The organism is Alteromonas sp. H02 (assembly GCF_059682525.1).
Genome location: NZ_CM185021.1, coordinates 4,594,081 through 4,610,609 on the forward strand (window position 1 = coordinate 4,594,081; position 16,529 = coordinate 4,610,609).

A 16,529-nucleotide genomic window follows, 5' to 3' on the forward strand; every position below is an offset into this window, starting at 1 on the left:
GCTTACAGGTTATATTGCTGTTCCAATTCGGCTACCCGGGCTTTGGAATCGGCCGCATCAAAAATACGATCAGCCAGGCGACGTTTTGCCAGCGGGGTTAAATCCATTTTCAGCAACAGTTCAATGTAGTTAAGGTAAATTTCATCGCTGCGCACCTGTTCAGACATCACACCGTCGTAGATCGCCTTGGCTTCTTCCTTTTCGCCCTTGTCGATAAGTACCTGAGCAAGGGTATCAGCAATTTCCGGGGCCTGGGGTACGACTTTCAGCGCCTGGCGTGCATGAACTTCAGCGTCATCGAGCATGCCTTCCTGATGTTCGAGGTAAGCCAGGTTATTGAGTGCGATGGCATTTTCCGGTTGCTTTTTAGCAAGCTGACGATACACATTGATGGCTTCGCTACGATCCCGTTGAATAAGTCGCTCTGCGTACAGCAGCATCGCCTGGGTGTTGTCCGGGTTGTTTTCTCTGAATACTGTAACCAGCTCAAAAGCTTTGTCTGGCTGATCAGCCATTTCGTGGGCAGCCATGGCTAACAGCAGGTTGCGGGTATTCGGAATGGCCTCATACGCAGCCAGTGCATTGGGAATGGCTGCGGTTGGATTATCACGGTAAAGCTGTAACCGTGCTCTGATCCCCTTAACGTAAGGTAACTGCTTTTCTTGCTCCGACAGTTGATTAAGGATGGTTTCGGTTTGCGGAATTTGCCGCAACATGGCATGAAAATGCGCTTTGACTATTTCAATTTGCCGGTCCGGGCGCTTTTCTAAAAAGCCCGCGGTCAACTCCACACCATTCTGGAAGCGGCTTTGCAAATCAAGGATCATAGCCATACCCAGCACAGCGGTTTTATGATTTGGCTGTTCATTCAGCCATGCCTCGTAATGCGCTTTCGCTTCGTTTATCCGCGAACCCGCCAGCAATAACCGGCCTCTGGTATCCCAGTATAAGTCGGGCGTATCGTCGTCAAGCTTGACCTGCTCAATAAGCTCAATACCATCGGCAACCCGTTTTTCGGCCAGATAGACTCTGGCCAGAATGGTTTTTGGTACATCGTCGTCCGGGTGACGGGCAACCACTTCCTGAATGGTATTCACCGCTTCGTTGGCTTTGTCGGTTTGCTTTTGCACAATGTAAAGTAGCGCCAGCGATGCCTGATCGGTTGGGTCGATAGTGAGCGCCTGATTAATAGCATCCAGCGCCTGCTGTGGCTGTTTTTGCACCATGGCCAGCGAGACCCGCTGAATTTTAGCTTTTATGCTGTTGCTGTCTAATGCCTCAGCTTTGGTAATGGCGGCCTCGGCGGCCTCGTAGTTTTGCTGAGCAAGGTAAACCTGCCCTTTCACCAGCCAGGGCTGAGCATTTTGCGGTTCGGCTTTCTGCCAGTTTTCTGCCACTTCCAGCGCTTTATCGAACTGCCTGGTAGCAATGTAGGCATTGGCCAGTGTTTGCTGGCCCATAGTGAGTTCTGGTGCACGCTCTACTGCAGCTTCCAGATTAACCAGACCTTCGGCATCGTTAATCGACAGCTGTAATACCCCGATACGGGTTAAGTCTTCTGCCGAGGTAGCAATAGGCACCGACTTTTCAATCATCGCCTTAGCGTCGACCACGTTACCGCTTTGCAGTAACTGATACCCGGCTTTGGAAAACAGCATGGCATCATTTTCGGCTTCGCCATCGACTCTGGCCAGGATATCGGTCGCTTCTTCATTTTTGCCCTGTTGCAGCAAGCTGTTTGCCAGCATCCGCAGTGCCGCATGAGACGGTGGTAAGTCGGAGGCAATCATCGACAGATGGCGTGTGGTGGCAGCATAGTCTTCAAGCTGATAAGCACTGAAGCCGGCTAACAAACGGGCCAACGGATCATTGCGGCCATTCTGAATTGCCGTTTCGAGGTGCTTAAGGGCCACGCTGAAATTGCCCTCGCGAGCTTCAATGACACCCTTAAACTGATTAAGCAAAGGGTTATTAGCACTTTTTTCGAGCAGATCATCAACTAATGGCGCTGCGTCTTCAAAACGTTTGGCGTCCATCAGAATAGCGGCGAGGATAAATTTGGTTTCGGTATCATCCGGCGCTACGTCCAGGTACGCATCGTATGCGGTAACAGCGGCATCCAGGTTGCGTAAATACATATTCAACCGAGCTTGCTGCATTAACACGTCTTTGTTCAACGGTGCTTGTTGATGCAGGGTATTGATGGCTTGTAATGCGCCTTCATAATCGTCGTCGAGTACTTTACCGAGCGCCAACGATAGCCCCTTATACACGCTCGATGTGTCTATTTGTGCAATGTCGTCAAGCAGGACCCGGGCTTCTTTGTTTTTTTCCAGTCGCAGCAGGGCTTCCAGTTTGTAGTACGTTACCTCGGCCCGTTTAACCGGCGTCAGACCATCCACGTTGTGGTTAATCTCTGACAAGGCGACTTCTGAATTGGTTTCCTGATAGGCCCGGGTGATGAGTGGCAGCACTTCGCTGACCTCATAGCCAAGATCCAGGGCACGGTTAAGCTCTTTTTCCGCGGCTGCAAAGTCTTTTTGTTGCAGATAGAGCTGGCCAAGTTCAAACCGTGCGTTGGGATCCTCCGGGTCTTTTTGAATGGCGCTTTTATATTCGATAATGGCCGACTGGTTATCCTTCGCCTCAACAAACTGACGTGCTGCGAGCATGTGTTCTTCACTGGTTTTCTGACCGCAGCCGGTCAGTGACAGGCTGGAAATTCCCAGCATTACAGCAGCTAACACCGCGTTACGATTAAATGACTTTCTTTTCATAAAGCTTACCTTGCAAATGATTCTCAGACTTTCCGTATTGTTGCAGCGACTAATACCAATCAGACGTGGTATCCACACTACTATTGGCCTATAATAGTGTTTTAATAATCAGCTGGCTTTTCTGCTATGCCCCATCCGAGTTATTCAGGATCCGTAATTTAATGACCACAAATGTCGAACTGACCTTCACAGACCTTAATCTTCCGCAGCCTATCTTACAAGCCCTGGAGAAAGTTGGCTACGAGAAACCGTCGCCAATTCAGGCGGAAAGTATTCCGTTACTACTGAACGGACACGATCTGTTGGGTCAGGCGCAAACCGGTACCGGTAAAACGGCAGCCTTCGCACTGCCCATGCTGGCTAACCTGGACATCGAAGGCAACTACCCGCAACTGCTGGTACTTGCACCAACCCGCGAACTGGCAATCCAGGTGGCCGAAGCGTTCCAGGCTTATGCCAGTTTTTCTAAAAAAATCCGCGTACTACCGGTTTACGGTGGTCAGTCATACGATAACCAGATCCGCCAGTTAAAGCGCGGCGTTCAGGTTGTTGTAGGCACCCCGGGTCGGGTTATCGATCACATTAAACGCGGTACGCTTAAACTCGACCAGCTGAAATTTTTGGTTCTCGACGAAGCCGACGAAATGCTCCGCATGGGTTTTATCGATGACGTAGAACTCATTTTAAGCCATGCTCCGGCAGAACGTCAGACGGCGTTGTTCTCAGCAACAATGCCAGGGCCAATCAAAAAAATAACCGAGCGTTATTTAAAAGATCCCAAGCATGTCAAAATCGCCTCCAAGGTAAGTACCGCCAGCACTATCCGCCAGCGTTACTGCCAGGTTGCCGGTCACCACAAACTTGAAGCGCTGACGCGTATTATGGAAGTGGAACCCTTCGACGGGGTTATCATCTTTGTGCGCACCAAAACCGCAACGCTGGAATTATCCGAGAAACTGGCCGCACGGGGTTATGATGTGGAGCCGTTGAATGGGGATATTCCGCAGAACGCCCGGGAGCGTACTGTTGATCGCCTGAAGCAAGGCAAGATTGATATTCTGGTTGCCACCGACGTAGTAGCCCGTGGTCTTGACGTAGAACGTGTTAGCCACGTAATTAACTTCGACGTACCATACGACACAGAAAGCTATGTACATCGTATCGGTCGTACCGGCCGTGCCGGAAGAACCGGTGATGCTATTCTGTTTATCTCTCACCGCGAAAAGCGCATGCTGCAATCGATCGAACGGGCGACCCGCCAGACCATCGAAGCCATGCCGATTCCGTCGATCACGGAATTAAACGAAACGCGCCTGAGCAACTTTAAACAAAGTATCTCAGAGGCCACCAAAGACGACAGCATTGAAAACCTGATGCCAATTGTGGATATGCTGCGCGAAGAAATCGAAGCCAGCCCGGAAGTACTGCTGGCCGCACTGGTAAAAATTGCCCAGGGTGACGAGCCGTTACTGCTAAAAGAATCTGACCGTCCGGACCTGCACAGCAAGCCCCGTCGTGACCGTGACTTTGATGGTGGTAACCGCCGCGACCGTGATGGTGGCAGAGGCCGTGATGCACGCCGTAAGTCACCCCGTGACAGTCGTCGCCCGGATGAAGGCAAGCAACGCTTCCGTATCGAAGTGGGTCATGTACACGGTGTTAAGCCCGGTAATATCGTAGGCGCCATTGCTAACGAAGCCAATATCGACAGCAAACACATTGGCGCTATCGAAATATATGATAATTTCAGTACCGTAGATTTACCGGAAGGAATGCCGGCAGACACCCGCCAAACCTTACAGGGCACCCGCGTTGCAGGCCAGCGTCTGGCCCTTCGCGAATGGTCTGATAAGCCACCAGCAAAAGGCAAAGGTAAAGGTCCTGGGGCAGGCAGAGGCAAACCTCGCGGTAAATAACGTTAACGTCTAAAAAATTCTTTTTTATTCGTTTGAACAATATAAAAAACGGGGCACACTAGCTGCAATTGGAAACACTGAGAGTTTGATATGCGCTACTTCCCGTTATTCATCGATACACAGAACCTGCCCTGCCTGATAGTGGGGGCGGGTGAAGTGGCCGCTCGCAAGCTCGAACTGTTACTGAAAAGCGAAGCGCAGGTAACGGTAGTAGCACCTGAAATCTGTGGCACGGTCAGGCATCTGGCCAGCTCAGCACAGGTTTCCCTTCATCAACGTCCCTTTGAAACCTCAGATCTCGACCATGTTAGAGTGGTGTTTGTTGCCACCAGCGACGAAGCGTTAAATGCTGAAATCCATGCCGAAGCCACGGCTCGTGGTTTACTGGTAAACGTTGTTGATAACACGCCTTTGTGCGGGTTTATTACGCCCTCAATTATTGATCGCTCCCCTATAGTCATTGCCATGAGCAGTGGCGGCCATGCGCCGGTTTTACTGCGATATATGCGCCAGAAGCTGGAGTCGCTGATTCCTGCCAATATCAGCAAGCTGGGCGCTTTTTCTGAACGTTTCAGAAATAAGGTCAAATCTTCACTGGCATCGGTCACTGCCCGTCGTTATTTCTGGGAGTCCGTGCTCGACGGTGACATCGCCGAAGAGGTCACTCAGGGGAATAACGAAAAAGCCGAGCAAAAGTTTGAGGCGGCTCTCGCGGCTGCCGCTGAAAATAAACAAACCGAAGGTCAGGTTTATTTAGTTGGTGCCGGCCCGGGCGATCCGGACTTACTGACCTTTCGTGCGTTACGCCTGATGCAAAAGGCCGATGTGGTGGTATACGACCGCCTGGTATCGCCGCAGATCCTGGAACTGGTGCGTCGCGACGCTGAAAAAGTGTACGTTGGCAAAGCCAAAAGTGTCCACACCGTTCCTCAGGACGATATCAATCAGCTATTAGTGAAATATGCTAAAGAAGGTAACCGGGTTGTACGTCTTAAAGGCGGCGATCCCTTTATCTTTGGTCGTGGTGGCGAAGAGATCCAACGCCTGATAGAAGAAGGCATTTCCTTCCAGGTGGTACCAGGAATTACCGCTGCTGCCGGTGCAGGCAGTTACGCAGGAATTCCACTTACGCACCGCGATCACGCGCAGTCTGTGGTATTTGCCACCGGCCATCTAAAGAATAACACCATCGATTTAAACTGGCCTTCGCTGGCGCAGCCAAATCAGACCGCAGTGTTTTATATGGGCTTAACCGGCTTGCCGATTATCTGTGAACAGCTGATCAAACATGGCTTAGCCGCCTCAACACCTATCGCGTTGGTGCAATCGGCAACAACCCACCAGCAAAAGGTGATCACCGGAACACTGGCCGATATGCCTGACCATCCGCAACTGGGTGAAATAGCACCGCCAGCACTTATCATCGTGGGTGGCGTAGTTAGCCTGCATAAACAACTCAACTGGTTTGAGCAGGGCCAGCCTGCTTAGGCTGCTCATAAGCTGAAAAATTGCGCTACACTTAAAGGATGACTCTGCTAAGTTGCGCGCAATGAAATATTTCAGCTTTATTGGTTGCTTCTACCTGCTTTACAGCTTGCTCAATGTTGCCCAGGCAGAGCAAACCGCATATCGCCGTTCAGCCACAGCAGAGGGAACCCAATACACCTTTGCCTGGCTCGATCACGATAGCAAACCCCGTAAAATTTCATTTTTATTGCCCGATGACAGCAGCCGGCAGTTACCAGTTCAGCAGGTTAACTATAATCCTCAACTGGCACTCAGGGCAGTCGAGATAGAATTGCTCAAAGCTGCGCGGGATATTGATCCCCGGGAGGCTCGTTTTAAACTGATTAACCGGCATGATTCACTGGAGTTTAGTCTAAGCGGTAAAAATGAAAAACGCCTGGACGAGCTGACCACTGAATTAAAGGAAACTCAGGAAACCGCCTTAGATAACTACCTGACCGAGCGTTATTTTCAGCAGTACAAAACGCCTCTGTTACAGGAAGCCATTAAACCCAACCACATACGCTACATTGAAGAAAGCACACTGCCTCTGATCCCGTTAGCCCAGTCGCTGTATGATATTGTTGATGAGCAATCCAATGCGCGCTCTTACCTTAATCTGCTGCTAAGCTGGGCACAGACCATCCCCTACGATGAGCTGACTAACCGGGTTTCCAGCAACGGCTCAGGTTTTTCGCCGCCGCTGGCGGTGCTCAATCAGAATCTTGGTGATTGCGACAGTAAGTCAGTACTTACTGCGTCTCTAATAAGAGCATTCCTGCCAAACAACTCTATGCGACTCGTGCTGTTACGCAACCATGCTTTACTGGCCATCGCCATGACACCACTCACAAAAGACACCACGATGATGATAGACGGCATGCCGTTTATTCTGCTCGACCCTACCGGTCCGGCACAGATGAAACTCGGCGAAGTCAGTAAATCTACCAAGCAGGCAATAGCCTCTCAACAGTACACACTTGAAGTTATTCCGCCCGCAGCAGCCAGGCAACAGTAGGCTGGTAATTTAATCCCGATTAAAAACAGAGATATTAACGAACGTAAAAACCATTTTGCCAGTGCTCACCCGAACATCAGAGCAAAGACTACTACGTTAAAATAGCGCACGCAGCCAGTATCAAACCAGTTGAAAATCAGCTTGATAAATGTAATAAAGTCTTCCCGTTTGTGTCCAGAGTAAGCTCCCGGAGTCTGCTATTAAACCGCTAAATTGCTGGCTCGTTCTGGCAATCGCCCTCGCTTTTGTGAGCGGTCATTCTTCTGTCTATGCCAGCGAAAATTATGCAGGCGCAGAGGCCTGTATTGCTTGTCATAAAGCCCAGGGCGATGCATGGCTGAGCTCCGATCATTATCAAAGCATGCAGCGTGCTGATGAAAACGTGGTGCTAGGAGATTTCTCGGGTACTAAGTACACCTTTGGCAAACGCACTTCGCGGTTCTTTGAACAAGACGGTGAGTATTTTATAGAAACTCTCAACCAACAGGGCAAGCAACAGACTTACCCTGTTCGCTATGTCTTCGGTTACCGCCCGCTACAGCAATATTTACTGGAAACCGAGCCAGGCCGTTTACAGGCGTTTGATGTTGCCTGGGATACCCGGCCCCGGTCTGAAGGTGGTCAGCGGTGGTATCAACTGCAAGATGAAAGTGTTACGGATCCTGAGCATCCCTTTTTCTGGACCGGGTATTATCAAAATTGGAACAGCCGTTGTGCCGCCTGTCACACTACCAATTTTGAAAAACAATTTAACAGCGAAACCAATCAGTATCACTCCACGTGGACAGACGCAAACGTTGCCTGTGAAAGTTGCCATGGCCCAGGTCAGGAGCATATACAGAGTATTACTGACAAAACCTATTCTTCTGATCATACCGGTTTAAAAGACCTGGGTGAAAAACTTGTCTTTCATTTTAGTGATGGTGATCCTATCGCTCGCCCGCAGCAGTCGCCACAAGGCCTTTCGCTGGCACTGGACACCTGCGGAGCTTGTCATAGCCGCCGGTCCGAGCTACAGGAGCCCTCAGGCGCTGAGCCCTATCACCAGCAATTTCAATTGGAAGGACTGGATGAGCCACTGTATTTTAGTGACGGACAAATTCGTGAAGAGGTGTTTGTTCTGGGGTCATTTCTACAAAGTAAAATGGCTGAAGCCGGAGTAACCTGCACAAATTGTCATGATCCTCACACAGGAAAAACGCTCTTACCGGGCGCTCTGGTATGTAGTACCTGCCATGCCCCAACCGTTTTTGCAGCACCTGAACATACTAATGGACATGAAGGCGCAGACTGCCTTGATTGCCATATGCCAGAGCGTATCTATATGGGCGTTGATGCGCGTCGTGACCACCGATTCCACCGACCCAGTCCTAAACACCCAAATAGCAGCTCGCCCTGTAAAACCTGTCATGAAGATGCATCCGAAGGGTGGCTGACAAACGCGCTGAAAGCCTGGCCAAAACGACAGGGCGCATCACCAGACACCCTTGGCGAGTGGGCAGCCTTAAACCATCGCTTGTCTGCTCTGGATACCACAGCCATGAGTTCGGCCAGTAACCTGCTGAACAACGGGAGTCTCCCCTCGCTGGAAGAGGCCGCGCTGGTCGAAAAAATGGTTGTTATTACGCCCCAACGCATGCTCGAAAAGGTTTCCGGCATGACTGATGACGATGATCCCATTATCAGACAAAGTGCTGCGCGTGCAGCCGCGAGTTTACCCGAAGCCAGTCAGTATCAACTCTTACTTAAATTAAGTCAGGACCCGATCAGATCGGTGCGAGCGGAAGTAGCCAGTACGCTTTTATCGCTGAGCCCCCAATGGTTTTCAAGGGCACCTCAACTGACCGCGTTGCTGGAGGAGTACCAGCAACTATTGCGTGATAGCCAGGATCACCCTGGCGCAAATCTAGGTTTAGCCAAGATTGCTTCGCTCCAACAGCAAATTCCCGTTGCAATAAAGCACTATGAACTGGCATTGCAAATAGATCCTCAGCATATCCCCTCATTACTGAGTTATTCGGACTTTCTACGCAGTTTTGGTAACGAAGATAAAGCCCGTAGGCAGTTGGAGCTCGCCCTGCGATATGGCAGTGATATGGCTGCGGTACAGTTCTCTTACGGACTACAGAAAATTCGCGACAAGGCATACCAGCAAGCGCTTCCCCATCTCACTAAGGCAGCAAACTCAACTGAAGCCATACCAAGATATGCCTTTGTAAGTGCAGTGGCGTTATGGCAACTCAATTATCGAAAGGACGCCATCACTGTTCTGGCCGAAGCTCACACTCGCTGGCCAGGCAATTACGATATATTAGTGACCTGGGCAAAATATGCTTACCAGCTGAGAGATGTAACCGCTTTGAAAACCGCAGTTAAAGCGTTAGGTGAGTACTATCCCAATGACGCCACTTATAAGCAGTTACTGGGATTGCTTAACTAAGAGTTGCAGTGACTGCTTGCCTTGCTGAAGTTCACTGACCATTTGTTGGTGAGTTGCATAATTCAGCGCTACTGACGGACGATGATTATTTCCTTTACTCCGCCGGTCCCGGCCCTCGCCGAGCGAGACCGGGATAGCAGGGTTGAGTTTACAGGTGATGCTCAGCAAAATCTGCCAGACGCGAGCGCACCACACCATCAAGGTTAATGGTGGCACTGCCCGAGAAGTCTTTAAACTTCTCCACCAGGTAGGTTAAGCCCGAGGTCACAGCGCTTAGATAGTTACTGTCTATCTGCGCCAGGTTACCGCTACAAATCAGCTTGGTGCCTTCACCGCAACGGGTAATAATGGTTTTAAGCTGCGATGCTGTGAGGTTTTGCGACTCGTCCAGGATCACAATGGAGTTCTGGATACTCCGCCCGCGCATAAAGTTAACCGACTTAAACTGAATATTGGCTTTCTCCATAATGTAACTCATGGAGCCTTTGGTGTTTTCGTCGTGTTTATGCAGCACTTCCAAAGAGTCGGTAATTGCCGCCAGCCAGGGCGCCATTTTCTCTTCTTCGGTACCAGGTAAAAAGCCGATGGATTCAGCGATTTCCGGGGTATTACGGGTAACGATAATCTTATCGTACATGTTCCGCTCTACCACCATCTCCAGTGCAGCGGCTAATGCCAGCAGCGTTTTACCACTACCTGCCGGGCCGGTAAGGATCACCAGATCGATATGCGGGTCGAGTAAAGAATGCAGGGCCATCGCCTGGCCAATATTTTTCGGATTAATTCCCCACGCGTGGCGCGACATCAGACGCTCATAACCAAGGTCAAGAATTTCCATCTGGTCGCTGTCCATGGATTCCACCAGGCCAGCAAACTGATTACTTTCGTCGAGTAGAAACTCATTAATGTACGCTTCGGGTAATAACGAGCGGGGCACGGTGTGAATGGTGTCTCGCCCTTCTGAGCGACTGTCTACCGATTTTACGCGCTCCCAGAAATCCCCCTCAAATTGGTGATAGCCGCGGGTCAGATATTTAATGTCTGAAATCAGCTGATCGGTACGGTAATCCTCAACATGAGCAAGCCCGGCGCCTTTCGCTTTGAGGCGCATATTAATGTCTTTAGTGACCAGCACCACTTCCTGCGAGGCAAACATCGTTTGCAAATGCAATGCAACATTAATGATACGGTTGTCATTTTCGTCACTGGCAAAAATCTGCTGTGACTCGGTCATATTTAGATCAGCATAAATCGATAACGTCCCGGTCGGTCGGTTATCACCGGCACCGAATCCACTTAGTGGCACGCCAGCCAGCATGTCTTCGGGCGTCGCATCACGCAATAAATCTTCCATGGCGCGAATACAGACCCTGGCATCACGGGCAACGTCTTTCTTGCTGTCTTTTATATAATCCAGCTCTTCCAGTACCGTCATGGGCACCACCACATCATTTTCTTTGAAAGAGAGGAACGCGAGGGGTTCGTGTAGCAGGATATTGGTATCTAGGACATATATTCTGGTGTCTGCATTGCTTTTTCTTGGCATCCGTTACTCCAATGAACATGACCAGGCTCGTCTTATTGTCGACGTGCTATTACGAGCCGATGTACACGGAGTTACAAGCCGACTGACACTCCGCATCACATCGACCATCAACTCCACCATAATCCAGTTTTTAAAACTATTCACTTTTTTTTGGCATTTTTAGGCAAATTAATTTTTATCACCTGGTTGCCTGTTCATCAGGTACGACAAGATTGAAGTTGATTGCTATATTGAGCAAGACAGCTAAGGCGGGGATCAGTACAATACGCCCCCCGGTTATCGCGGAGTAGTTTAATATGAGTACCGACACACAATTTGCCATTGGCCAGCGCTGGCTGAGTAACACCGAAACAGAACTGGGCCTGGGCGCGATTATTCGCGTGGATTTCCGTTCCATAGAAGTGTTGTATCCCGCCACCGAAGAAAGCCGCATTTACACCAAAGCCGATGCCCCACTAACCCGCCTCACATTTACCGAAGGTGAAATGGTGAAATCGCAGGAAGGCTGGAGTTTGTGTGTTGAGTCGATCACCGAGCAACAGGGTGTGCTGATTTATCATGGTGTTCGCGAAGATACCAAACAGGCCACCACGCTGGCCGAACCCAACCTCGATCACCATATTCGTTTAAATCAGCCTGAGAAGCGGTTATTTAACTACCAGTTCGACCACCCCAAGTGGTTTGACTTACGCCATGGCTCGCTAACCCATGAACATACTCACGCTAAGTCCGACACCATTGGTCTGGTGGGCGCTCGTATCGAGCTGATTCCTCACCAGTTACACATCGCTTCTGAAGTGGGTCGCCGCTATGCCCCAAGAGTACTGCTGGCTGATGAGGTTGGCCTGGGTAAAACCATTGAGGCAGCGCTGATCATCCACCAGCAAATTCTTACCGGTCGTGCGTCGCGGGTATTAATTGTGGTACCGGATACCCTGCTGCATCAATGGCTGGTTGAAATGCTGCGCCGGGTTAATCTGGCCTTTGCAATTTATGACGAAAGCCGCTGCGTAGCACTGGAAGATGAGAGCGATAACCCCTTTGATAACGACCAGTTGATCCTGTGCGGCCTGAACTGGCTGACCAGCAACCCCAAACGTCAGCAGCAGATCCAGGAGACATCCTGGGACTTACTGGTGGTCGATGAAGCGCATCACCTGGCCTGGTCTGCCGATGAGCCGTCGCTGGAATATCAAACCATTGAAAAGCTTGCCGAAGCCACACCGGGTGTATTACTGCTTACCGCTACACCGGACCAGCTCGGTCACGAAAGTCACTTTGCCCGCTTGCGTTTGCTGGACCCTGCGCGTTTTTATGATTACCCGGCGTTTTTAAAAGAAGAATCTCAGTATACGCAGTTGGCAGAAGCGGTAGCACCGCTTATTGAAGGCGATGAATTAAGTACAGAGCAAACCGCTCAGTTAACTGCGCTTGCACCTGAGATCATGGCGCAGTTTGATGATTTAAACAGTACCGAAAACCGCGATGCCATTTTGCATCAGCTTATCGATTGCCACGGTACCGGCCGCTTATTATTCCGTAACCGCCGCGCCGCGATAGAAGGGTTTCCGTCGCGCCACTTGCATGCTTACCCGCTGCCTAAACCTGAGCTTTACGAGAATGACGAGATTACCTCGATAACCGAGGCCTTGTACCCTGAGCGGCAACCGGCACTTATTGATGTCTGGCTGGATGCCGACCCACGGGTGAAATGGCTGTTAAACCTGTTGCCCGACATCAAACCGGAAAAGGTGCTGTTAATTTGTGCCAGTGCCGCCACCGCCCAGCAATTAGCTGAGCTGATCCGTATGCGAACCGGAATTCGTCAGGCCGTGTTTCACGAAGGCATGAGTATTGTAGAGCGTGATAAAGCCGCCCACTACTTTGCCGATCCGGAAGACGGTGCGCAGATTCTGCTGTGTAGTGAGATTGGCAGCGAAGGCCGTAACTTCCAGTTCGCCCATCATTTGGTGCTGTTTGATTTACCGCTATCGCCGGATCTGTTGGAACAACGTATTGGCCGACTCGACCGGATTGGCCAGACCCAGGATATCCAAATCCACGTACCAGTAATTGAAGAATCTGCTCAGTCAGTATTGTTAAAGTGGTACCACGAAGGCCTGAATGCCTTTGAACAAACCTGCCCTACCGGCGGTAAAGTGTTCGACACGGTAGAAGAAACCCTGGTAATGAACTGCCTCACCCCGTTCGACACCGAGCTGCAGCAGGAACTGATTGAGCAAAGTCAACAGCTTAATGCCGAGCTCAAAGCCAAACTGGATGCCGGGCGCGACAAACTGCTGGAATTAAACGCTGCCGGTGTGGGCCGGGTCGATACACTATTGGAGCAGATCGTCGCCCAGGACAGTGCCAGCGAGTTACCTAAATTTGCCGGCCGACTGTTTGATGCCATTGGTATTCAACAGGAAGAAAAAGGTCAGGACTGTTTTATTCTGCGCCCCAGCGAATCCATGATTGGCCATCTGCCAGGCCTCGACCCGGAAGGGATGACGGTGACCTACCGTCGTCGCACCGCAACCACACTTGAAAACGTGCACTTTTTAACCTGGGATCATCCGCTTATTCATCATGCCATGGAAATGGTAATGACCGACATTTACGGTAAGAGCAGCGTGGGCTTTGTGGCCGATACCAGCCAGCCCAAGGGCGCGTATTATCTGGAAACTCTGTTTGTACTCTCGGCCAAAGCGCCTGCGGCACTGCAGCTGGAACGCTTCCTGCCGCCTACGCCAATTCGCTTGTGCCTGGATGCCAAGAGCCAAGCGTCGGATCTTGATACCACAGCTCATCGCCCGCTCGGCCGCAAGGTAGCAACACAGTTAGTACAGGCACTAACGCCGCAGTTGCAACAGCATTTACAGCATGCCCGCGAGCTGGCCCATAAACAGGCTAACCACGTATTGGGCGAAGCGATGAACGCTATGCAAACCACCCTGGGCGGGGAGGTACAGCGCCTGAAAGATTTGCAGCAGCAGAACCCGGCTATCCGTGACAGCGAAATTGAGTTTATCGAAATTCAGATGGCAGCGTTAACCAAGGTGCTGCAGGAGAGTGACGTGCAGCTCGACGCAGTACGGGTATTGGTAAACAATCCTTAAGGTTAGCGAAATAGAATGAGTGCCAACCCGGAGTTTGTTTACCAGCCGCCACTAAGCCCCTTTTTAAGCTTGTTGTATCATGATGACGATGTGATTGTGGTTAACAAGCCGAGCGGGCTGCTCAGTGTGCCGGGCAAAGCAACAGAGCACCGGGATTCGCTAATTACCCGTATTCAACGGGTTTACCCTGATGCCAGGATCGTTCACCGGTTGGATATGGCTACTTCCGGGGTAATGGTGGTGGCTCAGCACAAAGACAGCCATCGCCAGCTTTCGCGGCAATTTGAGCTGCGCCAGACCGCCAAGCGTTACTTCGCCAGGATAGCCGGTGTACCTGCGCAATCTTCGGGCTCGGTAGACTTACCGCTAATCTGTGACTGGCCCAACCGGCCGAAACAAAAAGTTGACTTTGACTCCGGCAAGCCTGCACTCACCCATTATAAAGTTGTGCAACGGGATGCCACCGAGGCGCTTGTGGCGCTTATCCCGATCACCGGCCGCTCCCATCAGTTACGGGTCCATATGCTTGAACTGGGCCATCCCATCTTAGGCGATCGTCTGTATGGCACACCCACAGTGATTGCCAGCGCGCCACGCTTACAATTGCACGCAGAGACCTTATCATTTACCCACCCGACCAGCGGTAAACGCATGCAGTTCAGTGCGCCCCTGCCATTTGGTCACTACCAACCGGATATTTTTTCAGAAGCGTCACCGGGCCCTTAATGTTTGCGGATCATCGCCGATAACCTACTATTAGTGTTTGTCAGGACCTGCATATTTCAGTCATGAATCGCCCTTTTGCCGTCATTAGCGCTGCTTTTAGTCTGCTTTTATTGGTGCTTTATAGTCGCCCGGTGACGGCGCTCACTATGGACGATCTGACCCACTATTTTCATGACGAGGACTTACTGACACTGGCCGTGGCCGACCAGCAAATTCCCGCCCTTGCGATCCAACCGAGTGTTCCCTTGGTGCGCGGAACCGCCATTATCCTGGTATCCCTCCAGTCACAATCGATTAATCTGGATACCGGACTGGTACTGGCCGAGAGCCTGGGTGAAAAAGGCTGGCGCACCTTGCTTATTCCCACCGACTTTAATCAGGCCGAGGCTACCCAACCGGCATCGGTAACCAGTGATAAACCGGTGGCGAACCTGCTAACGGCACCGGTGGACTATGATGCCTACCGACTGCAAATTATCGGTTTGATTAACGCCGCCTACACCCATGCTAATCAGTTTAAAGGATACACGTTTATTATTGCCGAAGGCATGACCAGCGCAGTGTTACTCGATGCTATCCATAACGGGTTACTCAGTGCGCCGGATACGCTGGTGAGCGTTGGTGCTTTCTGGCCGGCCAGAACCCAAAACAATGCGCTGGCTGAGATGCTGGCCCAAAGTAGCTACCCGCTGCTCGATATTAGTTTGCCGTCGCTGAGCCAATGGCAATCCGCCACGGTTGAACAACGCAGACATGCCGTAGCGATGAGTTTGAAGCAACTTTATCGTCAACGCACGTTTACAGCGCAGCAAAGTTATGGGGGTGCCGGCGACCGATTACCTCGACCGGGGAGTGCCTGGTTAGGCACCGAGATTTACAGCTGGTTACGCTACCTCGGCTGGTAGCTAAGCTTAAAATTGCTCACTCAGAATTGAAAACTACTGAAGTCTCAATGGCTTCAGAAATGACTAAAAGTTCTTCTATAACTGCGCACCATTAAGACCAATAATTCTCTTACAGCCCTTGCCATGTAAGGTATAAACTGAGATACAGGGGTATACTGCAACTCGTCGCATTTTTATAATTCTACCGGTGACATTCGAATTTTGGACTATACTTCGATTATGTTTTCCAGCGGGTTGCCAGCGTGAGTATCAGTCAATTTATTGAGGAAAAATCCCGTCAGTTGTGTTTTTATTTGCGTGCATTCTGGCAGGGCACCCTTAACTATCAGGAACTCAATTATTTTTTCTGGGACACCCTTGAGGAGTGGTCTCTGTATCGCAGTGACGATCTGGAGCCGAGCACTCACAAAGAACGCGTCTTTTGGCACTTATTGCACCAAATACATTACTGGCGCGAAGATCAGCTTTTAGACGACGAAATTTTACGCGAAGAATTAACCCATTGTGTGGCTTACCTTAGAGGTGAGTCGGTGTATCCCATGGATTGCATCGGTATTCGTCCCTAACGCGTGCGGT

The 16,529-nt window shown here is 50.7% G+C and carries 10 protein-coding genes; 8 read left to right on the forward strand and 2 right to left on the reverse strand.

Annotated features, from left to right (window positions below; translation table 11 throughout):
* Positions 1–2: 2 nt before the first annotated feature.
* Entirely contained in the window at positions 3–2,777 is a 2,775-nt protein-coding gene (prsT, locus tag AC566Q_RS21330) for an XrtA/PEP-CTERM system TPR-repeat protein PrsT (protein ID WP_499610569.1), read from the reverse strand.
* Between the two features lie 161 nt (positions 2,778–2,938).
* Between prsT and AC566Q_RS21335 the strand changes: the two genes are divergently transcribed.
* From AC566Q_RS21335 to AC566Q_RS21350, 4 genes are all read left to right on the forward strand, one after another.
* The gene (locus AC566Q_RS21335) at positions 2,939–4,693 is read left to right on the forward strand and encodes a DEAD/DEAH box helicase (RefSeq protein ID WP_499610573.1); all 1,755 of its coding nucleotides are present in this window, start codon (positions 2,939–2,941) and stop codon (positions 4,691–4,693) included.
* Positions 4,694–4,783: 90 nt separating this feature from the next.
* Positions 4,784–6,181 (forward strand): siroheme synthase CysG, encoded by a 1,398-nt coding sequence (gene cysG, locus AC566Q_RS21340; RefSeq protein ID WP_499610578.1) that lies wholly within the window; start codon positions 4,784–4,786, stop codon positions 6,179–6,181.
* Positions 6,182–6,242: 61 nt separating this feature from the next.
* Complete coding sequence (locus tag AC566Q_RS21345) at positions 6,243–7,217, forward strand: hypothetical protein (RefSeq protein WP_499610581.1); 975 nt, start codon at positions 6,243–6,245, stop codon at positions 7,215–7,217.
* A gap of 247 nt (positions 7,218–7,464) precedes the next feature.
* The gene (locus AC566Q_RS21350) at positions 7,465–9,657 is read left to right on the forward strand and encodes an ammonia-forming cytochrome c nitrite reductase subunit c552 (RefSeq protein ID WP_499610584.1); all 2,193 of its coding nucleotides are present in this window, start codon (positions 7,465–7,467) and stop codon (positions 9,655–9,657) included.
* Positions 9,658–9,805: 148 nt separating this feature from the next.
* On the opposite strand, the gene AC566Q_RS21355 is transcribed toward AC566Q_RS21350, so the two are convergent.
* On the reverse strand, positions 9,806–11,203 hold the full coding sequence (locus tag AC566Q_RS21355) for a PhoH family protein (RefSeq protein ID WP_123324791.1): 1,398 nt from the start codon (positions 11,201–11,203) through the stop codon (positions 9,806–9,808).
* Between the two features lie 296 nt (positions 11,204–11,499).
* On the opposite strand from AC566Q_RS21355, the gene rapA reads away from it, so the two are divergent.
* The 4 genes from rapA (at position 11,500) to AC566Q_RS21375 (ending at position 16,519) form a co-directional block, all read left to right on the forward strand.
* Complete coding sequence (gene rapA / locus AC566Q_RS21360; RefSeq protein ID WP_499610588.1) at positions 11,500–14,322, forward strand: RNA polymerase-associated protein RapA; 2,823 nt, start codon at positions 11,500–11,502, stop codon at positions 14,320–14,322.
* A 15-nt stretch (positions 14,323–14,337) separates the two neighbouring features.
* A complete protein-coding gene (gene rluA / locus AC566Q_RS21365; RefSeq protein ID WP_499610591.1) occupies positions 14,338–15,048 on the forward strand; it encodes a bifunctional tRNA pseudouridine(32) synthase/23S rRNA pseudouridine(746) synthase RluA in 711 nt (236 codons plus the stop codon).
* 146 nt (positions 15,049–15,194) lie between these two features.
* The gene (locus AC566Q_RS21370) at positions 15,195–15,953 is read left to right on the forward strand and encodes a DUF3530 family protein (RefSeq protein WP_499610594.1); all 759 of its coding nucleotides are present in this window, start codon (positions 15,195–15,197) and stop codon (positions 15,951–15,953) included.
* 242 nt (positions 15,954–16,195) lie between these two features.
* The gene (locus tag AC566Q_RS21375) at positions 16,196–16,519 is read left to right on the forward strand and encodes a hypothetical protein (protein WP_499610597.1); all 324 of its coding nucleotides are present in this window, start codon (positions 16,196–16,198) and stop codon (positions 16,517–16,519) included.
* Positions 16,520–16,529: the final 10 nt, after the last annotated feature.